Source organism: Tropicibacter naphthalenivorans, from assembly GCF_900176475.1.
In the GTDB taxonomy this organism is placed as follows: Bacteria; Pseudomonadota; Alphaproteobacteria; order Rhodobacterales; family Rhodobacteraceae; genus Tropicibacter; species Tropicibacter naphthalenivorans.
The window spans coordinates 456,288-476,448 of sequence record NZ_FWXX01000002.1; the positions used below are offsets into that span (position 1 = coordinate 456,288).

The 20,161-nt window shown below is 64.7% G+C and carries 21 protein-coding genes; 16 read left to right on the plus strand and 5 right to left on the minus strand.

The genetic code is table 11. From position 1 onward, the window contains the following. The first annotated feature begins 8 nt into the window (after positions 1 to 8). Positions 9 to 857: a delta-class carbonic anhydrase gene (locus B9A11_RS06480; protein ID WP_083499778.1), complete on the plus strand. Its 849-nt coding sequence runs from the start codon at positions 9 to 11 to the stop codon at positions 855 to 857. On the opposite strand, the gene B9A11_RS06485 is transcribed toward B9A11_RS06480, so the two are convergent. Next, the gene (locus B9A11_RS06485; protein ID WP_058246709.1) at positions 854 to 1,183 is read right to left on the minus strand and encodes a Lin0512 family protein; all 330 of its coding nucleotides are present in this window, start codon (positions 1,181 to 1,183) and stop codon (positions 854 to 856) included. The genes B9A11_RS06480 and B9A11_RS06485 overlap by 4 nt on opposite strands. Further along, complete coding sequence (locus B9A11_RS06490) at positions 1,180 to 1,524, minus strand: Lin0512 family protein (protein ID WP_058246708.1); 345 nt, start codon at positions 1,522 to 1,524, stop codon at positions 1,180 to 1,182. Before B9A11_RS06490 ends, B9A11_RS06485 begins: the two co-directional genes overlap by 4 nt. A gap of 54 nt (positions 1,525 to 1,578) precedes the next feature. Between B9A11_RS06490 and guaA the strand changes: the two genes are divergently transcribed. The 3 genes from guaA to B9A11_RS06505 all read left to right on the plus strand — a co-directional run bounded on the left by guaA (position 1,579) and on the right by B9A11_RS06505 (position 4,854). Beyond that, the gene (gene guaA / locus B9A11_RS06495; protein ID WP_058246707.1) at positions 1,579 to 3,150 is read left to right on the plus strand and encodes a glutamine-hydrolyzing GMP synthase; all 1,572 of its coding nucleotides are present in this window, start codon (positions 1,579 to 1,581) and stop codon (positions 3,148 to 3,150) included. 416 nt (positions 3,151 to 3,566) lie between these two features. Next, positions 3,567 to 4,589 carry a betaine--homocysteine S-methyltransferase gene (gene bmt / locus B9A11_RS06500; protein ID WP_058246706.1) on the plus strand — a complete coding sequence of 341 codons (1,023 nt, stop codon included), beginning with the start codon at positions 3,567 to 3,569 and terminating at the stop codon, positions 4,587 to 4,589. Between the two features lie 34 nt (positions 4,590 to 4,623). Continuing rightward, positions 4,624 to 4,854, plus strand: a complete 231-nt coding sequence (locus B9A11_RS06505) for a hypothetical protein (protein ID WP_058246705.1) — start codon at positions 4,624 to 4,626, stop codon at positions 4,852 to 4,854. Between the two features lie 55 nt (positions 4,855 to 4,909). On the opposite strand, the gene B9A11_RS06510 is transcribed toward B9A11_RS06505, so the two are convergent. Next, positions 4,910 to 5,995: a PA0069 family radical SAM protein gene (locus tag B9A11_RS06510; RefSeq protein WP_058246704.1), complete on the minus strand. Its 1,086-nt coding sequence runs from the start codon at positions 5,993 to 5,995 to the stop codon at positions 4,910 to 4,912. A 173-nt stretch (positions 5,996 to 6,168) separates the two neighbouring features. Between B9A11_RS06510 and B9A11_RS06515 the strand changes: the two genes are divergently transcribed. The 3 genes from B9A11_RS06515 to B9A11_RS06520 all read left to right on the plus strand — a co-directional run bounded on the left by B9A11_RS06515 (position 6,169) and on the right by B9A11_RS06520 (position 7,888). Beyond that, positions 6,169 to 6,873, plus strand: coding sequence for a corrinoid protein (locus B9A11_RS06515; protein ID WP_058246703.1), 705 nt, complete (start codon positions 6,169 to 6,171; stop codon positions 6,871 to 6,873). A gap of 201 nt (positions 6,874 to 7,074) precedes the next feature. Further along, entirely contained in the window at positions 7,075 to 7,248 is a 174-nt protein-coding gene (locus tag B9A11_RS21595; protein ID WP_186009180.1) for a hypothetical protein, read from the plus strand. Continuing rightward, positions 7,232 to 7,888 (plus strand): DUF1638 domain-containing protein, encoded by a 657-nt coding sequence (locus tag B9A11_RS06520; protein WP_058246702.1) that lies wholly within the window; start codon positions 7,232 to 7,234, stop codon positions 7,886 to 7,888. The genes B9A11_RS21595 and B9A11_RS06520 overlap by 17 nt, the downstream gene beginning before the upstream one ends. 46 nt (positions 7,889 to 7,934) lie before the next feature. On the opposite strand, the gene B9A11_RS06525 is transcribed toward B9A11_RS06520, so the two are convergent. Then, positions 7,935 to 9,389, minus strand: coding sequence for a polysaccharide deacteylase family 2 protein (locus B9A11_RS06525; protein ID WP_058246701.1), 1,455 nt, complete (start codon positions 9,387 to 9,389; stop codon positions 7,935 to 7,937). A gap of 146 nt (positions 9,390 to 9,535) precedes the next feature. Between B9A11_RS06525 and B9A11_RS06530 the strand changes: the two genes are divergently transcribed. From B9A11_RS06530 to lexA, 7 genes are all read left to right on the plus strand, one after another. Beyond that, complete coding sequence (locus tag B9A11_RS06530) at positions 9,536 to 10,117, plus strand: anthranilate synthase component II (RefSeq protein ID WP_058246700.1); 582 nt, start codon at positions 9,536 to 9,538, stop codon at positions 10,115 to 10,117. Further along, the gene (trpD, locus tag B9A11_RS06535; protein ID WP_058246699.1) at positions 10,114 to 11,136 is read left to right on the plus strand and encodes an anthranilate phosphoribosyltransferase; all 1,023 of its coding nucleotides are present in this window, start codon (positions 10,114 to 10,116) and stop codon (positions 11,134 to 11,136) included. The genes B9A11_RS06530 and trpD overlap by 4 nt, the downstream gene beginning before the upstream one ends. Before the next feature lie 15 nt (positions 11,137 to 11,151). Then, on the plus strand, positions 11,152 to 11,811 hold the full coding sequence (locus B9A11_RS06540) for a uracil-DNA glycosylase (protein WP_058247116.1): 660 nt from the start codon (positions 11,152 to 11,154) through the stop codon (positions 11,809 to 11,811). Further along, a complete protein-coding gene (gene trpC / locus B9A11_RS06545; RefSeq protein ID WP_058246698.1) occupies positions 11,808 to 12,611 on the plus strand; it encodes an indole-3-glycerol phosphate synthase TrpC in 804 nt (267 codons plus the stop codon). Before B9A11_RS06540 ends, trpC begins: the two co-directional genes overlap by 4 nt. Then, positions 12,608 to 13,084, plus strand: a complete 477-nt coding sequence (moaC, locus tag B9A11_RS06550) for a cyclic pyranopterin monophosphate synthase MoaC (protein ID WP_058246697.1) — start codon at positions 12,608 to 12,610, stop codon at positions 13,082 to 13,084. Before trpC ends, moaC begins: the two co-directional genes overlap by 4 nt. Beyond that, positions 13,081 to 14,244 (plus strand): molybdopterin molybdotransferase MoeA, encoded by a 1,164-nt coding sequence (locus tag B9A11_RS06555; protein ID WP_058246696.1) that lies wholly within the window; start codon positions 13,081 to 13,083, stop codon positions 14,242 to 14,244. The genes moaC and B9A11_RS06555 overlap by 4 nt, the downstream gene beginning before the upstream one ends. A gap of 123 nt (positions 14,245 to 14,367) precedes the next feature. Then, entirely contained in the window at positions 14,368 to 15,063 is a 696-nt protein-coding gene (gene lexA, locus B9A11_RS06560; RefSeq protein ID WP_058246695.1) for a transcriptional repressor LexA, read from the plus strand. Here the strand turns inward: lexA and B9A11_RS06565 are convergent. Next, positions 15,057 to 17,120 (minus strand): ComEC/Rec2 family competence protein, encoded by a 2,064-nt coding sequence (locus B9A11_RS06565; RefSeq protein ID WP_058246694.1) that lies wholly within the window; start codon positions 17,118 to 17,120, stop codon positions 15,057 to 15,059. The two genes, lexA and B9A11_RS06565, sit on opposite strands and share 7 nt — an antisense overlap. Positions 17,121 to 17,195: 75 nt before the next feature. Here B9A11_RS06565 and gltX point away from each other — a divergent pair, with 75 nt between their 5' ends. Both gltX and gltA read left to right on the plus strand, forming a co-directional pair. Continuing rightward, positions 17,196 to 18,614, plus strand: coding sequence for a glutamate--tRNA ligase (gene gltX, locus B9A11_RS06570; protein ID WP_058246693.1), 1,419 nt, complete (start codon positions 17,196 to 17,198; stop codon positions 18,612 to 18,614). An 80-nt stretch (positions 18,615 to 18,694) separates the two neighbouring features. Then, positions 18,695 to 19,987 carry a citrate synthase gene (gene gltA, locus B9A11_RS06575; protein WP_058246692.1) on the plus strand — a complete coding sequence of 431 codons (1,293 nt, stop codon included), beginning with the start codon at positions 18,695 to 18,697 and terminating at the stop codon, positions 19,985 to 19,987. Positions 19,988 to 20,161 lie beyond the last annotated feature (174 nt).

The window sequence follows — 20,161 nt, forward strand, 5'->3', positions numbered from 1 at the left end:
GGTGCCCCATGCGTGTCTTGGCCTTGACCCTTGCCCTATGCCCCGTGACGGCGCTGGCGTCGGACAACAGCCACGGCGCGCCCGCGCCTGCCCATGCTGCCCCGTCGCATACGGCGCATGACCTGCCCGACCCCGGCCCGCTCTGCGAAGGGTTTGGCCCCCAGACCCCGCGCGACATTGGCAACTATCACGGCGCCAACCACCGGGTTTTCACCACCGCGCCCCCCGCAAGCTCGCTGAACCTGTGCAACATCCACACGCATACCAACGCCGAACACAAGGGACCGGGCTTTTCGATCTACGCCGGTCCGGGGGATCACGGCGGCTATATGTGCAACGAAAGCTACGACCTGACCCCCGCCGAACTCGAAGACCCGGCCCACGGCCATGGCGGTTTTCACGGTGTCAAACCCGGCGACACGATCGAGGTCCACTGGGTGCACACCAGTTGCGAGGTTGGCCCCGGTCCCGGCCTTGGCTCTTGCCTGTCCAGCGCCTGCGCCAACCCGCAGCTCCGGGTCGAGGCGCAGGTATTTCTGGTGGTCAACGACCCTAACGCGCTGAACTTCATGGACTATGTCTACGGCGGCGAGGTGAACGGCCTGCATCAGGCCAAGCGCATCCCATCCGATACCGGCACCCCGGTGGTCTTTGCCGGGTCCACCACGGGCACCACTTACTCCCAGCAGATCTGCTCGCCCTTGCAGGTCACGTGGTCGGTACGCCCACGCTGTGCCCGCCTGGACATCTCGTCGCTCTACGAATGGGGCGAGTCGCAAAACGTCTTTGCCGAAGAGCACAGCCACGGGGTGCGCCAATTGGTGACCGCACCGTCGCTACTGGCGCCCATCCGCTAGCGAATGCGCCAGCCGTCCTGCGCGGGCAGGAACACCTCAACCGCCGCGCTGGCCACCACATGGCCGCCTGCCCCCACGTCCATCCCGCCGTGGCGCACCGCAACCTCGACCTCACCAACCGGGAACATTGCCGGGAAAACAGCCGTGTCCACCGCTTCGGGCCTTTGCACCCCGATGGTCACCCGCACCACCGCGCCGGGCACCTCATGCAGGATCGGCAAGGCCGAATGCCCCAGGCAATCGCGCACCGCGCGCTGCGCCGCCTTGGTATAGTCGCCCCCCGTCAGGTCCACGCCCATCCCCATCTCGATGATCAGCCGCCTCATGCCACCCGCTCCATATCAAAGGACACCGTGATCGAGGCCACCGCAATCACCGTCGCATTGCCCACGCCTTCGGGGCGCGGCACGTCCAACCCGCCCTGCCCCACCGTGATCTCAGGCACACCATAGGGGAACACCTCGGCCACCTTCCCCACATCCACAAGGTCCGGCTCTGCCACGCCGATCTGAACCGCCAGCCGCATGTCCTCCTTGGCGAATCCAAACAGCTCGGCGGCATTGATCGAGTTGTGCCACAGCGCATCACGCAGCGCCCGGCAGGCCGCTTCGGTGTAATCGCCCCGCCGCAGCGACGTGCCCATGCCAAATTCCGTCAATATGCGCATCCCTGCCGCCTTTCCCCATATTGCCATTTTCACATCTCCCGCCTATCAGAGCGCATGACCCAAGCCCAGCATGACCGCCTCCTCATCATCGACTTCGGAAGCCAGGTGACGCAGCTGATTGCGCGCCGCCTGCGTGAACTTAACGTCTATTGCGAAATCCACCCCTATCAGAACGTGACCGACGCGTTCCTGGCAGAGTTTGCACCCAAAGCGGTGATCTTCTCTGGCGGCCCCGACTCGGTCACGCGCGACGGCTCTCCGCGTCCGCCGAAATCGGTCTATGACCTCGGCGTGCCGATCCTGGGTATCTGCTATGGCCAGCAGGTCATGATGCAGGACCTCGGCGGCAAGGTCGAAGCGGGCCAGTCGCACACCGCCGAATTCGGCCGCGCCTATGTGACGCCCAGCGACGAGCGCGTCGATCTGCTGACCGGCTGGTTCATGGACGGCTCGGGCCGCGAGCAAGTCTGGATGAGCCACGGCGACCACGTCTCGGAAATCGCTCCGGGGTTCGAGGTTTACGCCACCTCCCCCGGCGCGCCCTTTGCCATCACCGCCGACACCGCGCGCCGCTTTTTCGCCGTGCAGTTCCACCCCGAGGTGCACCACACCCCGAACGGCGCGACACTGTTCGAGAACTTCGTGCGCATGGCGGGCTTTGAGGGCGACTGGACCATGGGCGCCTACCGCGAAGAAGCCATCAAGAAGATCCGCGAACAGGTGGGCGACGCCAAGGTCATCTGCGGCCTGTCCGGCGGCGTCGACAGCTCGGTCGCGGCGGCCCTGCTGCACGAGGCCATCGGCGACCAGCTGACGTGCGTCTTTGTCGACCACGGCCTGCTGCGCCTGAACGAGGCCGAAGAAGTCGTCACCATGTTCCGCGATCACATGAACCTCCAGGTGATCCACGCCCAGGAACAGGAACTCTTCCTCGGCGAGCTCGAAGGCGTCTCGGACCCCGAAACCAAGCGCAAGATCATCGGCAAGCTCTTCATCGACGTCTTCCAAAAGTACGCCGACCAGATCGAGGGCGCGCAGTTCCTCGCCCAAGGCACGCTTTATCCCGACGTGATCGAATCCGTGTCCTTCTCGGGCGGCCCGTCGGTCACGATCAAATCGCACCACAATGTCGGCGGTTTGCCGGAAAAGATGGGCCTCAAGCTGGTCGAACCGCTGCGCGAACTCTTCAAGGACGAAGTCCGCGCGCTCGGTCACGAACTCGGCCTGCCCGCCAGCTTCATCGGCCGCCACCCCTTCCCGGGGCCGGGCCTCGCGATCCGCTGCCCGGGCGAGATCACCCGCGAAAAGCTGGAAATCCTGCGTAAAGCCGACGCGGTCTACATCGACCAGATCCGCAAGCACGGCCTGTATGATGACATCTGGCAAGCCTTCGTAGCGATCCTGCCGGTGCGCACCGTGGGCGTGATGGGCGATGGTCGCACCTACGACTATGCCTGCGCCCTGCGCGCGGTGACCTCCGTGGACGGCATGACGGCGGACTACTACCCCTTCAGCCACGAATTCCTCGGCGAGACCGCCACGCGGATCATCAACGAGGTCAAGGGCATCAACCGCTGCACCTACGACATCACCTCCAAGCCTCCGGGCACGATCGAGTGGGAATGACCAACACCCAGAACTGCGCCTCCACCACAGGGCGCAGTTTTTTAATGCCCGCCCCGCCCTAGCTTCTTCTCTTTAAAAATATCCCGGGGGGAGACCGCAGGGCGGGGGGCAGAGCCCCCCCTCCATTCTAAAGTGGCTCACCTCCGGTGAGACGGGCAGCGCCCCCCCATTCTTAGTAACTCGCCTCCGGTGAGACGGGCAGAGCCCCCCTCCATTCTCAGTGGCTCACCTTCGGTCAGACCGGGCAGAGCCCCAGCCCCCTCACCAACTCGCCTTTAGCCAGAGGGCAAATCCCCCAAACATCCCATGTCGCCTTCCCACTCCAATCTGCCTCACAAAGATCATGCAGATTATGAATTTGTCTTGTAGACCGGGATGTGAAACACCTCCCCTCGCATGCAAAAGAGGCAATATTCATGAGCGACGCACTTTCCCGCGCCTTGGCTTCCCGCGATTGGCTTCTGGCCGACGGCGCCACCGGCACCAACCTGTTCAACATGGGCCTGCAATCGGGCGACGCCCCCGAGTTCTGGAACGAGGACGAGCCGGAAAAGATCCGCAACCTCTACCGCGGCGCGGTCAACGCAGGCTCCGATTTGTTCCTGACCAACTCCTTTGGCGCCAACGCCTCGCGCCTCAAGCTGCACGACGCGGGCCACCGCGCCTACGAGCTGTCGAAACTCGCCGCCGAGCTTGGCCGCGAAGTCGCTGACGCCGCGGGCCGCGAGGTCATCGTCGCAGGCTCCGTCGGCCCGACCGGTGAAATCATGGGCGCGGTCGGCACCCTGTCCCACGAAAGCGCCGTGGAAATGTTCGAAGAAACCGCCAAAGGCCTGATGGACGGCGGCGCAGACGTGCTCTGGGTCGAGACGATCTCGGCCCCCGAAGAATTCCGAGCCGCCGCCGAAGCCTTTGCCAACATCGGCGCGCCGTGGTGCGGCACCATGAGCTTTGACACCGCCGGGCGCACCATGATGGGCGTGACCTCTTCGGCGATGGTCGAAATGGTCGAAGCGCTGCCCAACCCGCCCCTCGCCTTTGGCGCAAACTGCGGCGTGGGCGCGGCGGACCTGCTGCGCACCGTCCTGGGCTTTTCCGCCACCGGCACCGAACGTCCGATCATTGCCAAGGGCAACGCGGGCATCCCCAAATACGTCGACGGCCACATCCACTATGATGGCACGCCGGAACTGATGGGCGAATACGCCCTGATGGCGCGCGCCTGCGGAGCCAAGATCATCGGCGGCTGCTGCGGCACCATGCCCGTGCACCTCAAGGCGATGCGCGAGGCACTGGAAAACCGTGAACCCGGCCCGCGCCCGTCGCTGGAAGAAATCGCAGAGACCCTCGGCGGGTTCTCGTCCGACAGCGATGGCACCGGCGAAGACGCCACCGAAGGCCGCGCCCGCCGGGGTCGCCGCCGCTCCAAGGCCGATTAAACCGGCCTTAACTGATGTGATCCATGATCCGGGCATGAGCCACGTTCGCGCCCGGATCAGTCCCGAAAACTGGCTGCGCCAGATGTTCACCGCCCGCGCGGCGGCCGAAGGGGGCGTGGTGCGGCGCAAAACGAAAGACATCGACAGGATCATCGGACGTGAACGCTTTTTGTTTGAGATCGACAGGCGCGGCTACACCGCCGTGGAAAACGCGGGCCAGATCATCGTCTTTTGCAATCGCGATCCCGTTCGCCGCCTGCGCTGACAAATCTTTTCCAAAAGATTTGCAAATTCCTTGCAAGGAATTTGGCCCCGCCCGCCTAGAACAAGCTCAACTGATCCCCGGCGCGCGGGGGGACACGGAACAGATCACTGCGCAGCGGCGGCTGCCTTTGATCCAACCCCAGCGCCCGGACAACCCGGTTAAACCGCTGACCGATCAGCTGCGCATACGGCCCCTCGCCGCGCATCCGTTTGAACCACTCGGACGAGTACACCTCGCCGCCGTGCATGTCGCGCAGATGCCCCATGATGCGGCCTGCCCGGTCTGGGTAGTGCTCGGCCAGCCAGTCCTGCCACAGACCCGCCACTTCGCGCGGCAGACGCAGCATGATCCAGCTGGCCGCCGTCGCCCCGGCCTCGGCCCCTGCGGTCACAATCGCCTCCAGCTCGGGATCGGTCAGCGCTGGCACGAGGGGCGAGGCCATGACACGCACCGGCACCCCTGCCTCGGTCAGCCTTTGGATCACGGCCAAGCGGCGGGCGGGCGGCGGACAGCGCGGCTCCATCCGGCGCGACAGCTGTGCATCCAGGGTCGTGACGGAAATCCCGACCCGCGCCAGCCCCTTTGCTGCCATATCCGACAGAATATCAATGTCGCGCTCGATCAGCGTGCCCTTGGTGACAATCGCCACCGGATGGCGAAAGTCGCGCAGGACTTCGAGACAGGCGCGCGTGATGCCCCGGTCCCGCTCCACCGGTTGGTAGGGATCTGTATTCGACCCAATAGACAGCGGCGCACAGTCATAACGATGCGCCCGCAGCTCACGCGCCAGCACCTCTGGCGCATCGGGCCGCGCGATCAGCTGCGTCTCAAAGTCCAACCCCGGCGACAGGCCCAGGTAGGCATGCGTGGGCCGGGCAAAGCAATAGATGCAGCCATGCTCGCACCCGCGGTACGGATTCACCGTCCGATCAAACGGCAAATCGGGCGAGCGCACGTAGTTAATGACACTGCGCGGGCGCTCTTCGCGCACAACCGTCCGCATCACCGGCAGCTCTTCGGACAAGTCCCAGCCGTCGTCGACCGCCTCGCGACCGTAGCGTTCGAACCGTCCGACATCACAGCTGGCCGCCCCGCGTCCGGGCCGCCGCGCCGGGTCGATCTTGCGCGCGTCCCAGTCCATGCGCCCAATCTAGAACACATCAAGAACATGCGCAACTTGTGTGCATTCCATGGCATACAGGTCGCAGGCGCATCGGCCAGTGTCGGAATTCGCCAACCGCACTTGCAAAACTTTGACAAATAGTCGCAATAGAAGCGGGCCGTTAACGGCTCAGGATCAAGGGAAACGCACATATGTCCGACGAAGAAGACGACATCATCCTCTCTGAACTCGATGACGAGGAACTCGTCCAACAGATGTTCGACGACCTTTACGACGGTCTCAAGGAAGAGATCGAAGAAGGTGTGAACATCCTGCTGGAACGCGGCTGGACCCCCTACGACATCCTGACCAAGGCTCTGGTCGGCGGTATGACCATCGTGGGCCACGACTTCCGCGACGGCATCCTGTTCGTTCCCGAGGTGCTGCTGGCCGCCAACGCGATGAAGGGCGGCATGGCCATCCTCAAGCCGCTGCTGGCCGAAACCGGCGCACCGCGCATGGGCAAGATGGTCATCGGCACCGTCAAGGGCGACATCCACGACATCGGCAAGAACCTCGTGTCCATGATGATGGAAGGCGCAGGCTTTGAGATCGTCGATCTGGGCATCAACAACCCGGTCGAGGATTACATCGACGCGATCAAACGCGAAGAGGCCGACATTCTCGGCATGTCCGCTCTGCTGACCACCACCATGCCCTACATGAAGGTCGTGATCGACACGATGGTCGAACAGGGCATCCGCGACGATTACATCGTTCTGGTCGGCGGCGCGCCGCTGAACGAAGAGTTCGGCAAGGCCATCGGCGCTGACGCCTATTGCCGCGACGCCGCCGTGGCCGTGGAAACCGCCAAGGAATTCGTTGCGCGCAAGCACAACCAAATGTCCGCAGGCTAATCCAGCCTGCAGCATTTCAAAGGCTCCGCCACCTGCGCGGGGCCTTTTTCGTTGGCGCCGCCTGCAACGCCGCCTGCCACGCCGATTTGCGCGACATAGGGCCCGGCGTTTACGCTGATCGGCGGAACTTGGCGTTTCCTTGGGCTTGGCCCTTTTTATTCGCGCAAAGTTACGCCATATTGACAGGGAGAGGAGACAAGAATGCCAGTCACATCCTTCGCCCTTTTGGTTTGTTCCGTGATCGCGGCTGCGGCTTTGACCGTGTGGGCCGTGTCCGCTTGGGGTATGCTGACGATGCTTCCGCTCTTCCTTTTCGTTGTGGTTCTGGCCCGTTGGGGGCTGGCCCATGTGCCCTACGATGACCACCGCACCTGACGCTTTTCCCACCGATGACACCGCGCTGACGCAAGACGGGCTGGCCCCGTCGGGCAAGGGGCGCGTGCTGCTGATCGCCTGCGGGGCGTTGGCGCGGGAAATCCTTGATATCAAGGCGACGAACGGCTGGGATCACCTTGATCTGACCTGCCTGCCCGCGATTTTGCACAATCACCCCGAAAAGATCACCGACGCCGTGCGTGCCGCCGTGGCCAAGCATCGCGCCGCCTACGACCAGATCTGTGTCGCCTATGCCGATTGCGGCACCGGCGGGCTGCTGGAACAGGCCTGCGCCGAGATGGGGGTCGAGATGCTCGGCGGGGCGCATTGCTATGCGTTCTTTGACGGGGTCACTCGCTTTGCCGAGCGCGACGAGGTGACGGCCTTTTACCTGACCGACTTTCTGGCGCGGCAGTTCGATGCCTTTGTGTGGAAGCCGCTTGGTCTGGATCGGCACCCGGCGCTGCGGGACATGTATTTCGGCAATTACCAGACGCTGGTGTACCTCGCCCAGACCGACGACGCCGCGCTGACCGCCAAGGCCCAAGACTGCGCCGACCGGCTTGGCCTGAAGTTTGAGCGGCGCATGACCGGCTACGGCGATCTGCAAGCTTCGGTGGCCGACTGGGCCGCGCGCTAAGGCCCGGCCCGTTCGGCTCAGACAACCGGCGCGCGGATTTCGCGCCTTACTGGGTCACCGCTTCGGTCAGCACCGTGGACACCGGCACCAAGGCGACAGAGCCGGTGCGGTCCTGCAACCCCCACAGCGTCAGCTGCGACATGGTATCGGCGCTTAGCCGGGCCAGCATGACCACCGCGCCTTCCTGGCGGGCGCGGAAGGCGGCTTGGTTCAGGGTGCGCTTGATCATCTCGCCGTCCTGCCCGGCCCCGTCGATGTCGCGGAACAGGGTCACGGCGGGCACGCCATCCTTCAGCGCCAGCTTTTGCGCCGTGTCCATGCCCTTGGGCATCATGACGATGCCATGCCCGCTTTCCTTGAGGAAAGAGGTCGTCTGATCGGAAATATCGCGGCTCTGCTGAAGCCCTCCGGTGGGCGCTTCGAGGATGCCGACCGCTTCGGGCACGGCAGAGACCAGCCCGGCCAAGGTCACCTCGACATCGCTGGGGGTCGCGCCCTCGGGGACCGCGCCGATGGCGAGGATGTCAAAGCCCAGCTTGCGATAGGCGACCGCCGCCTCGGCAGCATTGGGGTGCTCCGGCCCAAGCGCGATGGTCAGCGGAAAGGGAAACGCCTCGAGCGTGTCCGGCCCCAGCGGCGTGCTGCCGTCGTCGATCACCACCACGGCCATGCGCGGCACGTCCGCCGCCACGTCCACCTCGGCGGCGAATTTGACCAAGGGGCTGTCCGCGGGCAAGGCCGCAACCTGCGGGGCGTCGGCCTGTTCTTCGGGCGCATCTGCGGTGATGGTGGCAAGGCGACCCGTGGGCACGGCCTGTTTGTCCAAGAGCGATCCGGCGGGTTTGCCGATGCTGGGCCCAGCAGTCTCGGGCTCTGGGTCCGGGGTATTCACGACAACCTCGGGCTCTGGTGCGGGCTGAGGCTCTGGCTCTGGCTCTGGTGCGGGCTGGGGCTGGGGCTGGGGCGCGGGCGGCGCGGCAGGATCGGTTTCAACCACGGGCGGCTGATCCGGCGCAGCGGCGGCGGGCGCGGCGCTTTGCCCCGCAGGCGTCACCGGCGCATCCGCTGCCACCGCCAGATCGAGCGGCGCGTCGGCCTCGGGGCCCGCCGGGGCTTGCGGCGCATCCCCAATATCGGGCCCAACATCGGGCGCTGCGGTCTGGGCGGGGTCGGCCACCGGCGCGCTATCTTGCGGCTGCGGCTGCGGCAAAGCGGGATCAGGCGCGGTCGCCACAGGCGCATCGCTCGCAGGCTCTGGTGCCTCTGGGCTTGGGGCCGCATCAGGGGTGGCGGGCGCCTCGGGGGCGTCGGCCTCGACCTGCGGCATCGCCACGGGGGCCTCAACCGGCGCGTCCAACGGCGCGGCCAGCTCTGCCGAGGTATCGCTCACCGGGGCATCGTTCGCCGGGACAGGCATCTGCGCGACCACCGACAGCGTCCCCGCGCCAATGCCCGACACCACCGTGCCCCAGACCACACCTGCCAGAAATCCGCGTGCCATCGCCTGTACCCCTTGCCCAATTCCCCACCCGATCACAAGAACGGGACGGTTTTCATTCCGTGGCGGCCTTGACGCCATGCCGCCTGCCTGCGCATGTATACCGCGACCTTTGGCCTTCGTGCCAGCCCTTAGAGACGGGTATTGCCATGCTTTTGCTGATAGATAACTACGACAGCTTCACCTACAACCTCGTGCACTTCTTTGGTGATCTCGGGGCCAATGTCGAGGTGCGGCGCAACGATGCGATCACCACGCAGGACGCCATGGCGATGAAGCCCGCGGGCATCGTGCTGTCCCCCGGCCCCGGCACCCCGGACGAGTCCGGCATCTGCAAAAGCATGGTCGAAGCCGCCGCTGAAACCGGTATCCCGCTGTTTGGCGTCTGCCTTGGCCACCAGACCATCGGGCAAGTCTTTGGCGGCTCCGTGGTGCGCCATAGCGAAATCGTCCACGGCAAGATGGGCGAGATCCAGCACGCGGGCAAAGGCGTCTTTGCCGGGCTGCCCTCGCCGCTGAAAATGACGCGTTACCACTCGCTGGTGGTGCAGCGCGACACCGTGCCTGACTGCCTTGAAATCACCGCCGAGCTGGCTGACGGCACCGTCATGGGCCTGTCCCACAAGACCCTGCCGATCCACGGCGTGCAATTCCACCCCGAAAGCATCGCGTCCGAACACGGCCACGCGCTGCTTCAGAACTTTTTGAACGAGATCAAGGTCCCCGCATGAGCGACAACTTCAAGCCCCTCATCGGCACCGCCGCCGAACGCCCTCTGACCCGCGCCGAGGCGGAAATCGCCTTTACCGCCCTGTTCGAAGGCGCGGCGACCCCGGCCCAGGTGGGCGGCTTGTTGATGGCTTTGCGCACGCGCGGCGAGACGGTGGATGAATATTCTGCCGCCGCTTCCGTCATGCGGTCCAAGTGCAACGCGGTCGCCGCCCCTGCGGGCGCGATGGACATCGTCGGCACGGGCGGCGACGGCAAGGGCACGCTGAACATCTCGACCGCCACGGCCTTTGTGGTGGCGGGCGCGGGTGTGCCGGTGGCCAAGCATGGCAACCGCAACCTGTCGTCGAAATCCGGCGCGGCGGACGCCTTGGGCGCCATGGGGATCAACGTGATGGTTGGCCCCGACGTGGTGGAAAAGGCGCTGGCCGAGGTCGGCATCTGCTTTATGATGGCGCCCATGCACCACCCGGCCATGGCCCATGTCGGCCCCGTCCGCACCGAGCTGGGTACCCGCACGATTTTCAACATCCTTGGGCCGCTGACCAACCCGGCGAGCGTCAAGCGCCAGTTGACCGGGGCCTTTACCCGCGATCTGATCCGCCCCATGGCCGAGACCCTGGGCCAGCTTGGGTCCGAACGCGCGTGGCTGGTGCACGGCTCTGACGGCACCGATGAGCTGACGATCACCGGCGTGTCCTGGGTCGCCGCCTTGGAAGAAGACGGCAGCATCCGCGAGGCCGAACTGCACCCCGAGGACGCCGGCCTGCCCGTGCATCCCTTTGAGGCGATTGTCGGCGGCACGCCAGAGGAAAACGGCAAGGCGTTCCAAGCGCTGCTGGACGGCGCGCCCTCGGCCTACCGTGATGCGGTTCTGCTGAACACCGCCGCCGCGCTGACCATCGCGGGCAAGGCCGCCGACCTGCGCGAAGGCGTCGCCATGGGCCGCGAGAGCATCGACAGCGGCGCGGCCTTGGGCAAGGTTCAAGCGCTGGCCAAAGCCACGCAGGCCGCCAGCTAATCCGCCGTGCCTGACCTGACGCCCCCCGCGACTTGGCAGCATCTGCCGTTTTTCGTGCAGGATCTGCCCCAGATCGCGGCGGATCTTGCGCAAAGCGCCCAGCTTAACGATCAGGGGCACCTGCCGCCCGCGGGTCAGGTCTTTGCCGCGCTGGACGCCTGCGCGCCTGCACAAACCAAGGTCGTGATCCTTGGCCAAGACCCCTATCCCACGCCGGGCCACGCCCATGGGCTGGCCTTTTCGGTCGAACCGGATGTGCGCCCCCTGCCCCGGTCCTTGCAGAACATCTACAAGGAGTTGGACGCCGAATTCGGCGCGGTCCCGCCCAATGGCGACCTGCATTTCTGGGCCGAACAGGGCGTCCTCTTGCTGAACACCGCGCTGACCGTCCTGCCGGGCCAAGCCGGGGTCCACGCCAAACTCGGCTGGGCCGAGCTGACGCGCCAAGTGCTGGCCGATCTGTCACAATCCCCGCGCGCCTTTCTGCTGTGGGGCAACCACGCCCAAGGCTTTGCCAAGCACATCACCGGCGACAATCACCTGATCCTGACCTCCGCGCATCCCTCGCCCCTGTCGGCGCGGCGCGGCTTTTTCGGCTCGCGCCCCTTTTCTCGCATCAACGCGTGGCTTAAAGCCAATGGGGACACGCCCATCAACTGGACGACACCGACATGACCACGACCATTCTTGACAAGATCAAAGCCTACAAACTCGAAGAGGTCGCCGCCGACAAGGCCGCGAAACCGCTGTCCGAGGTCGAGGCAGAGGCCAAATCCGCCAGCCCCATCCGCCCGTTTGGCCAGGCGCTGTTCGACGCCGCCAAGACCGGCTACGGGCTGATCTCCGAGGTCAAAAAAGCCTCCCCGTCCAAGGGGCTCATCCGCGCCGATTTCGAACCGGCCAAGCTGGCCAAAGCCTATGAGGACGGCGGCGCGACCTGCCTGTCGGTGCTGACGGACACGCCGTCTTTCCAGGGCGCCAAGGAATTCCTCGTCGCTGCCCGCGCCGCAACCAACATGCCCGCCCTGCGCAAGGATTTCATGTATGACACCTACCAGGTGGCCGAGGCGCGCGCGCTGAACGCCGACTGCATCCTGATCATCATGGCGTCGGTCTCTGACGCGCAGGCCGCCGAACTCGAAGACGCCGCCTTCAGCTGGGGCATGGACGCGCTGATCGAGGTCCACGACCGGGCCGAGCTTGACCGCGCACTGGCGCTGAAATCGCCGCTGATCGGGGTGAACAACCGCAACCTCAAGACCTTTGAGACGACGCTGGACACCACCCGCGAGCTGTCCAAGGCGGTCCCCGAGGGGCGGTTCCTTGTGTCTGAATCTGGCCTGAACACGCCCGAAGACCTCGCCGACATGGCGCAATACGGCGCGCGCGCCTTCCTCATCGGCGAAAGCCTGATGCGCAAGGACGACGTGACCGCGGCCACCAAAACCCTGCTGCAAAACCCGGTGCTGGCATGAGCGACCTGACCCACTTTGACGACTCTGGCAACGCCCACATGGTCGACGTGTCGGAAAAGGCCGTGACCTCGCGCATCGCGACCGCGAGCGGCTGGATCAAGATGGCCCCCGAGACCTTTGCCCTGATCACCGAAGGCCGCGCCAAAAAGGGCGACGTGGTCGGTGTGGCCCGTCTGGCCGGGATCATGGGCGCAAAGAAAACGCCCGAGCTGATCCCGCTGTGTCACCCCCTGCCGATCACCAAGGTCACCGTCGATCTGACCCAAGACCCGGACCTGCCCGGCCTGCGCATCGAGGCCACCGTCAAGACCACCGGCCAGACCGGCGTCGAGATGGAGGCGCTGACCGCCGTGTCTACCTGCGCCCTGACGGTCTATGACATGGTCAAGGCCGTGGACAAGGCGATGGAGATCGGCGGCATCCATGTGACGCTGAAAGACGGCGGAAAATCAGGACGTTACGAAGCACAATGATCCCCGTTACCGAAGCGCTCGACCGCCTGTTTGCCCTTGTCCGCCCCTTGGAAGTCGAGGAAGTGCCGCTGCTGGCGGCGCATGGGCGGGTCTTGGCCTCGGATGTGGCGGCGCGGCGTGACCAGCCGCCCTTTGCGGCCTCGGCGATGGACGGCTACGCGGTGGTCTCGGCTTCGGTGGGCGAGCGATTGTCCGTCATTGGCGAAAGCGCTGCGGGCCATGGCTTTGGCGGCGCGGTCGCGGCGGGCCAAGCGGTGCGCATCTTCACCGGCGCGCCGGTGCCGCAGGGCGCAACCCGCGTGGTGATCCAAGAGGACGTGACCCGCGAGGGGGGCGAAATCGTGGTAAACGAGGTCGAACCCGGCACCAACATCCGCCCCGCCGGAACCGATTTCCTCACCGGCACCTTGATCACCGCGCCGCGTGTGATCACCCCCAACGACATCGCCCTGATGGCCAGCATGAACATCGCCCGCGTGCCCGTGACGCGGCGGCCCAAGGTGGCGCTGATTTCCACCGGCGACGAGCTTGTCATGCCCGGAGAGACCCCCGGCCCCGATCAGATCATCGCATCGAACACCTTTGGCCTGCATGCCTTGCTGCGCGATCTGGGGGCCGAGCCGCGTCTTTTGCCGATTGCGCGCGACAATGAGCCGTCGCTGAAATCCGCCTTTGGCCTGATCGACGACGCCGATCTGGTGATCACCATCGGCGGCGCGTCGGTGGGCGATCACGATCTGGTCGGGGCCGTGGCGCAGGATCTGGGGATGGAGCGCGCCTTTTACAAAGTCGCCATGCGCCCCGGAAAACCCTTGATGTCCGGGCGGTTGGGCGACGCCATGATGATCGGCCTGCCGGGCAATCCGGTGTCGGCCATGGTCTGCGGCCATGTGTTTGTCGCCCCGGTGATCCGCGCGATGCTGGGCCTTGGGGCCGCGCCTGCTGCGCGTTTGACCGCCCCCTTGGCCGAGGGTATCGCCGCCAACGGTCCGCGCGAGCATTACATGCGGGCGCGGCTTGACGCCGAGGGGATCACCTCCTTTGAACGGCAGGACAGCAGCCTGCTCAGCGTGCTGGGTGCGGCCAATGCCTTGTTGATCCGGCCTGTGGGTGATCCGGCGCGTCAGGCCGGGGAAGTGGTCGAATATCTGCCACTTTGAATGGCTTTGTTAACCACGTCTTAGGTGTTGTTGCCGAAACTGACCTTGTGGGTCGGTGTTTGTTGACACAAAACAAGAACACCAGTAGAACAAATGTTAACAAATCAAACGAGGGCACGAGCGATGCTAACCAAGAAACAACTCGATTTGCTGGATTTCATTAACAAGCGGATGCAGCGCGATGGCGTGCCGCCCAGCTTTGATGAGATGAAAGAGGCGCTGGATTTGCGCTCTAAATCGGGGATTCACCGGCTGATCACGGCGCTTGAGGAACGCGGGTTCATCCGCCGTCTGGCGCACCGCGCCCGCGCCATCGAAATCGTCAAACTGCCCGAAAGCCTCGGTGGTCGCCCAGCAGGCTTTACGCCGCAGGTGATCGATGGCGACCGCCCCGACAGCGTGCCGGGCAACGCCCGCGACATTGACCGCGCGTCGGTGGCCGAATTGCAGATCATGGGCCGCATCGCCGCCGGTGTGCCCATCGAAGCGATCAACGACCAGCCCCCGTCGATCGCCGTTCCCGGCGCCATGATGCAGGGCAAAGGCCGCCATTATGCGCTTGAGGTCAAAGGGGATTCCATGATCGACGCCGGGATCAACGACGGCGATGTGGTGGTGATCCGCGAGACCTCTCAGGCGTCTGACGGCGATATCGTCGTCGCCCAGGTCGAAGGCTATGAGGCCACGCTGAAATACTTCCGTCCCAAGGGCGACAGCATCGTCCTGGAGGCCGCGAACCCCGCCTATGAGTCCCGGGTTCTGCCCAAGGGGGCGGTCAGCGTGCAAGGTCGCCTAGTCGGGCTGATCCGCACCTACTGATTTTTCGCCAACTTGAGCGCGCGTTTTTCCCGAGCGGGGTGCCACAACCGGCGCCCCGTTTTTTCTGCGTCGGTGACAATGCGCGGGCCGCCCTCTTCGAGGTAGAGCGCGACCGACCCGGTCCTGCGCAGCGTCATCGGGTCAAACAGCGTGCAGCCACCTGTTAAGGTTAATTCGACGCTGGACACCACAACTTGATCGCGCGCGCAGCGGCTGACCTGTTTCGCGCCGGTCTTGCCTTGGATGTGCATCACGCCGATTTGCGGCAATTGCGCCTCTGCCACCCGTTTCAAGGGGCTTTCGGGCCAAAGCAGTGCCGCCCCGATCTGGTCCCCGCCGCGACCGTCGTTTTCCAGCCAGGTATCCGCGATGAACCCCGCCCCGCGATCGCGCGACAGGGCGCGTCCCTCAGGGGTCATCATCCCCACAAGCGTTCCGGTATCGGCGATCAGGATATCGGGCCGCTGGGTTTGCGACCACGCAACCACGGCCACCGCTAGCGGCACCAGCCCGGTCCAGCGCCCCCGGCCATGCCACAGGCACAGCATCAGCCCGGCCAGCGCCACCACCGGCAGCACCCAAGGATCGGGCGACACCACGGGCCGCACCGCGCCGTCCCACTCGGCCACGCGGTGGGCGACGAACAGGATCCAATCCAACCCCAAACCCATGATTTTCAACGCAATCCAATCCAGCCCAAAGGGCATCAGAAGCGCCGCCAAGACGCCCATGGGCACCACCACCAGCCCCATCACCGGCACCGACACGAGGTTCGCAAGCAAGCCATAAGTTGCGATCTGGTTGAAATGGGCCATGCCCACCGGGCCCGTCGCCGCGCCCGCCACCGCCGAAGAGATCACCACCGACGCCACCGCGCCCAGCCATCCCGGCAAGCGAACCTGCCGCGCCGCCATGGCCGAAAACACCGCGACCAGCGCCGTGGTGGCCGCAAAGGACATCTGGAAACCGGGGGACAAGAGCGCTTCGGGCCGGATCAGCAGGACAACCACCGCCGCCATGGCAACCGAGCGCAGGGACAAGACCCGGCGGTCCAGCATCAAGGCAGTCAGCCCCGCCGCCGCCATGATAAACGCCCTTTGCGTGGCGATGGACCCGCCCGACAGCGCCAGATAGCCCGCCGCCGCCAGCAGCGCGCCAAAGGCGGCGTATTTGCGCACATGTCCGCTGTGGCGCGTCCATGGCAGCAACAGCAGACCATAGCGCAACGACGCATAGACAAACCCCGCCACCAGCCCCATGTGTAGCCCCGAAATGGCGATCAGGTGGGCAAGGTTGGTCTCTCGCAGCGCCTTGATCGTCTCTTGGCTCATGCCCGACCGCTCCCCCGCCATGAGGGCCGCCGCAAAGGTTCCCGTCTCTCCCTCTAGCTGCGATTGGACGCGGGCGGACAGCCACATGCGCGCCTTGAACAGCCACAGCCCCTCCCCGGCTTTTTCCAGCAATAGCACCGGGGTGCGGGTGTATCCCACCGCGCCGAGGCGCTGAAACCACGCGTGGCGGCGAAAGTCGAAACCGCCCGGTTCCACCGCGCCGCCGGGGCCGGACAGATGCGCCGTCAGGATCACCACGTCGCCGGGCCGCGGATCGCTGAACCCTTGCTGGCCATGCAGCGACACACGCACGCGGGTCGGCGTTCGGCTTGGGTCCATCCGTTCCAGCACCACCCGATCCAAGGTCAGGCGCACCGCATCGGACGACGACCGATCCATCGCCACGATGCGCCCCTCGACCGCGCCATAGTACCGAAAATCCAGAACCGGGCTGGCGACCTGATGCGCGCGCATCCCCGCCAGACCAAAGCCAAAGGCGGTCAGCACCATCAGGCACACCAGCGGCCCGACCACCGCGCCATAGCGCGTCCACAGCAGCGCCAGGGGGGACACCGCCAGGCACAGCCACAGCACCCACATGGCCGGTTCGATCCGCAGTTCGAAATAAAGGCCGATCCCCACCGCCAGACACACCGGCACCCACGGGAACAAATGCCCCCGCTGGCTCAGCATCAGCTGGCTAGGAAACTGCAAAAAGCGGCCCATGCTTGCCCCGAGGTTGGTGGCTGGGTAAGGAATGTCCAAACTGCCAGAACACCCGTAAGGAAAGAGTTAATCCCCATGACCCAAGTCGTGACCCGCTTTGCCCCCTCGCCCACCGGCTACCTGCACATCGGCGGCGCACGCACCGCCCTGTTCAACTGGCTGTACGCCCGTGGCCGTGGCGGCAAGTTCCTGCTGCGCATCGAAGACACCGACCGCGCCCGTTCCACCCCCGAGGCGACCGCCGCCATCCTGCAAGGCATGAGCTGGTTGGGTCTGGACCACGACGGCGAGGTCATCAGCCAGTTCGAGCGCGCCGACCGTCACCGTGAGGTGGCCCTCGCGCTGCTGGAGAAAGGCGCGGCGTATAAGTGCTTTGCCACGCAGGAAGAAATCGAAGCCTTCCGCGAAAAGGCCCGCGAGGAAAAGCGCTCGACCCTGTTTCAGTCGCCTTGGCGTGACGCGGACCCGGCGACCCACCCCGATGCGCCTTACGTGATCCGTCTCAAGACCGCGCAGGACGGCGAGACGGTGATCGAGGATGAGGTGCAAGGCACGGTCAAGATCAAGAACGACCAGCTGGACGACATGATCCTGCTGCGCTCGGACGGCACGCCGGTCTATATGCTGGCGGTTGTGGTCGACGATTACGACATGGGCGTCACGCACGTCATTCGCGGCGATGACCACCTGAACAACGCCGCGCGCCAGATGGGGATTTACACCGCCATGGGCTGGGACTTGCCGGTTTACGCGCATATCCCGCTGATCCACGGCCCCGACGGCAAAAAGCTGTCGAAACGCCACGGCGCGCTGGGGGTCGAGGAATATCAGGCCATGGGCTACCCCGCCGCCGGCATGAGAAATTACCTCGCGCGCCTCGGTTGGAGCCACGGCGATGACGAATTCTTTACCGATGATCAGGCAAAGGAGTGGTTCGACCTTGATGGAATCGGCAAATCCCCCGCCCGGTTCGATTTCAAGAAACTGGAAAACCTGTGCGGCCAGCAGATCGCCATCGCCGACGACGCTGCGCTGCTGCAAGAAATAGAGGCATATCTCACAGCCAGCGGTGGTGCGACGTTGGGTAGCGCGCAAAAAGACGGTTTGCTGCGGGGCATGTACTGTTTGAAGGAACGCGCAAAGACCTTCCCGGAACTACTTGAAAAGGCTCACTTTATCCTTGCGGACACGCCGTTGGAAATCGAACCCAAGGCGGCAAAGAACCTTGATACGGTATCCCGTGGTATACTGGATGCGTTGACGCCGCATTTGCAAAATGCTAGCTGGACGCGAGACGATCTGGAGGCGGTACTGAACCGCTTTGCCGAGGATCAGGGCACCAAGTTCGGCAAGCTGGCCGGACCGATGCGCGCCGCCCTTGCGGGGCGGGCTGCGACGCCCTCGGTCTTTGACATGATGCTCGTTCTGGGCCGCGAAGAGACTATGTCTCGACTGGCACAGGCTGCGGCCGCAGGGGATGCGGGGTCGAACTGACCCAAGGCCCGATGGCCATGTGACTTGAATCGGCTGGGGCCCCCGCGGCCCAGCCAATGGAATTTAGAGGGATGACAAGCATGGCTGAAACCAAAAGCGCAAAGCTGACTATTGATGGGCAGGACTACGAGCTGCCGATCCACTCGCCCACCGCCGGCCCCGATGTCATCGACATCCGCAAGCTGTACGGTCAGGCGGGTGTTTTCACGTATGACCCCGGCTTTACCTCGACCGCCAGCTGCGACTCGACCATCACCTTTATCGATGGCGAAAAGGGCGAGCTGCTGCACCGCGGCTACCCGATCGACCAGCTGGCCGAGAAATCGCACTATCTCGAAGTGTGCTTCCTGCTGCTGTATGGTTACCTGCCCAAGGCCGAGGAACTGGAAAAGTTCGAAAGCACGATCACCCGTCACACGATGATCCACGAGCAGATGTACAACTTCTTCCGTGGGTTCCGCCGCGACGCGCACCCGATGGCGGTGATGGTGGGTGTGGTTGGCGCCATGGCGGCCTTCTACCACGACAGCACCGACATTGCCGACCCGCGCCAGCGCGAGATCGCGTCGCACCGCCTGATCGCTAAGATGCCGACCATTGCGGCCATGGCGTATAAGTACTCGGTGGGTCAGCCGTTCGTGTATCCGCGCAACGATCTGGATTACGCCGCGAACTTCCTGCACATGTGCTTTGCCGTTCCGGCGGAAGAGTATCACGTCGATCCGATCCTGGCCCGCGCCATGGACCGCATCTTTACCCTGCACGCCGACCACGAGCAGAACGCCTCGACCTCGACCGTGCGTCTGGCGTCGTCCTCAGGCGCGAACCCGTTCGCCTGTATCGCTGCGGGCATCGCCTGCCTTTGGGGTCCGGCGCACGGCGGTGCGAACCAGGCCTGCCTTGAAATGCTCAAGGAAATCGGCACCCCGGATCGCATCCCCGAGTTCATCGCCCGCGCCAAGGACAAGAACGATCCCTTCCGTCTGATGGGCTTTGGCCACCGCGTGTACAAGAACTTTGACCCGCGCGCCAAGGTGATGAAGCAGTCCGCCGACGAAGTGCTGGACCTGCTGGGTGTGGAAAACAACCCGATCCTCGCGACCGCCAAGGCGCTGGAAGAGGCCGCGCTGGCCGATCCCTATTTCGCCGAGAAAAAGCTGTTCCCGAACGTCGACTTCTACTCGGGCATCATCCTCGAGGCGATGGGCTTCCCGACGTCGATGTTCACGCCGATCTTTGCGCTGTCGCGCACCGTTGGCTGGGTGTCGCAGTGGAAAGAGATGCTGAACGACCCGCAGAACAAGATCGGTCGTCCGCGCCAGCTGTACCTCGGCGAGACCGAGCGCGACTACGTCGACATCGAAAACCGCTAAGCTCCTTTACAGGAGAGGCGCGAAACCCGGTCCTTTTGGGCCGGGTTTTTTCTTGGGCGCAGTCCAGCACAGGCCGCAGACGCGCCACAAAGGTTAAGAGCTGCCCCGCCGGGGCGGCTTTTTTCGTCTGTTTGGGGCTTGAATCCCCAGAATTGCGAATCGAAACGGGCGATT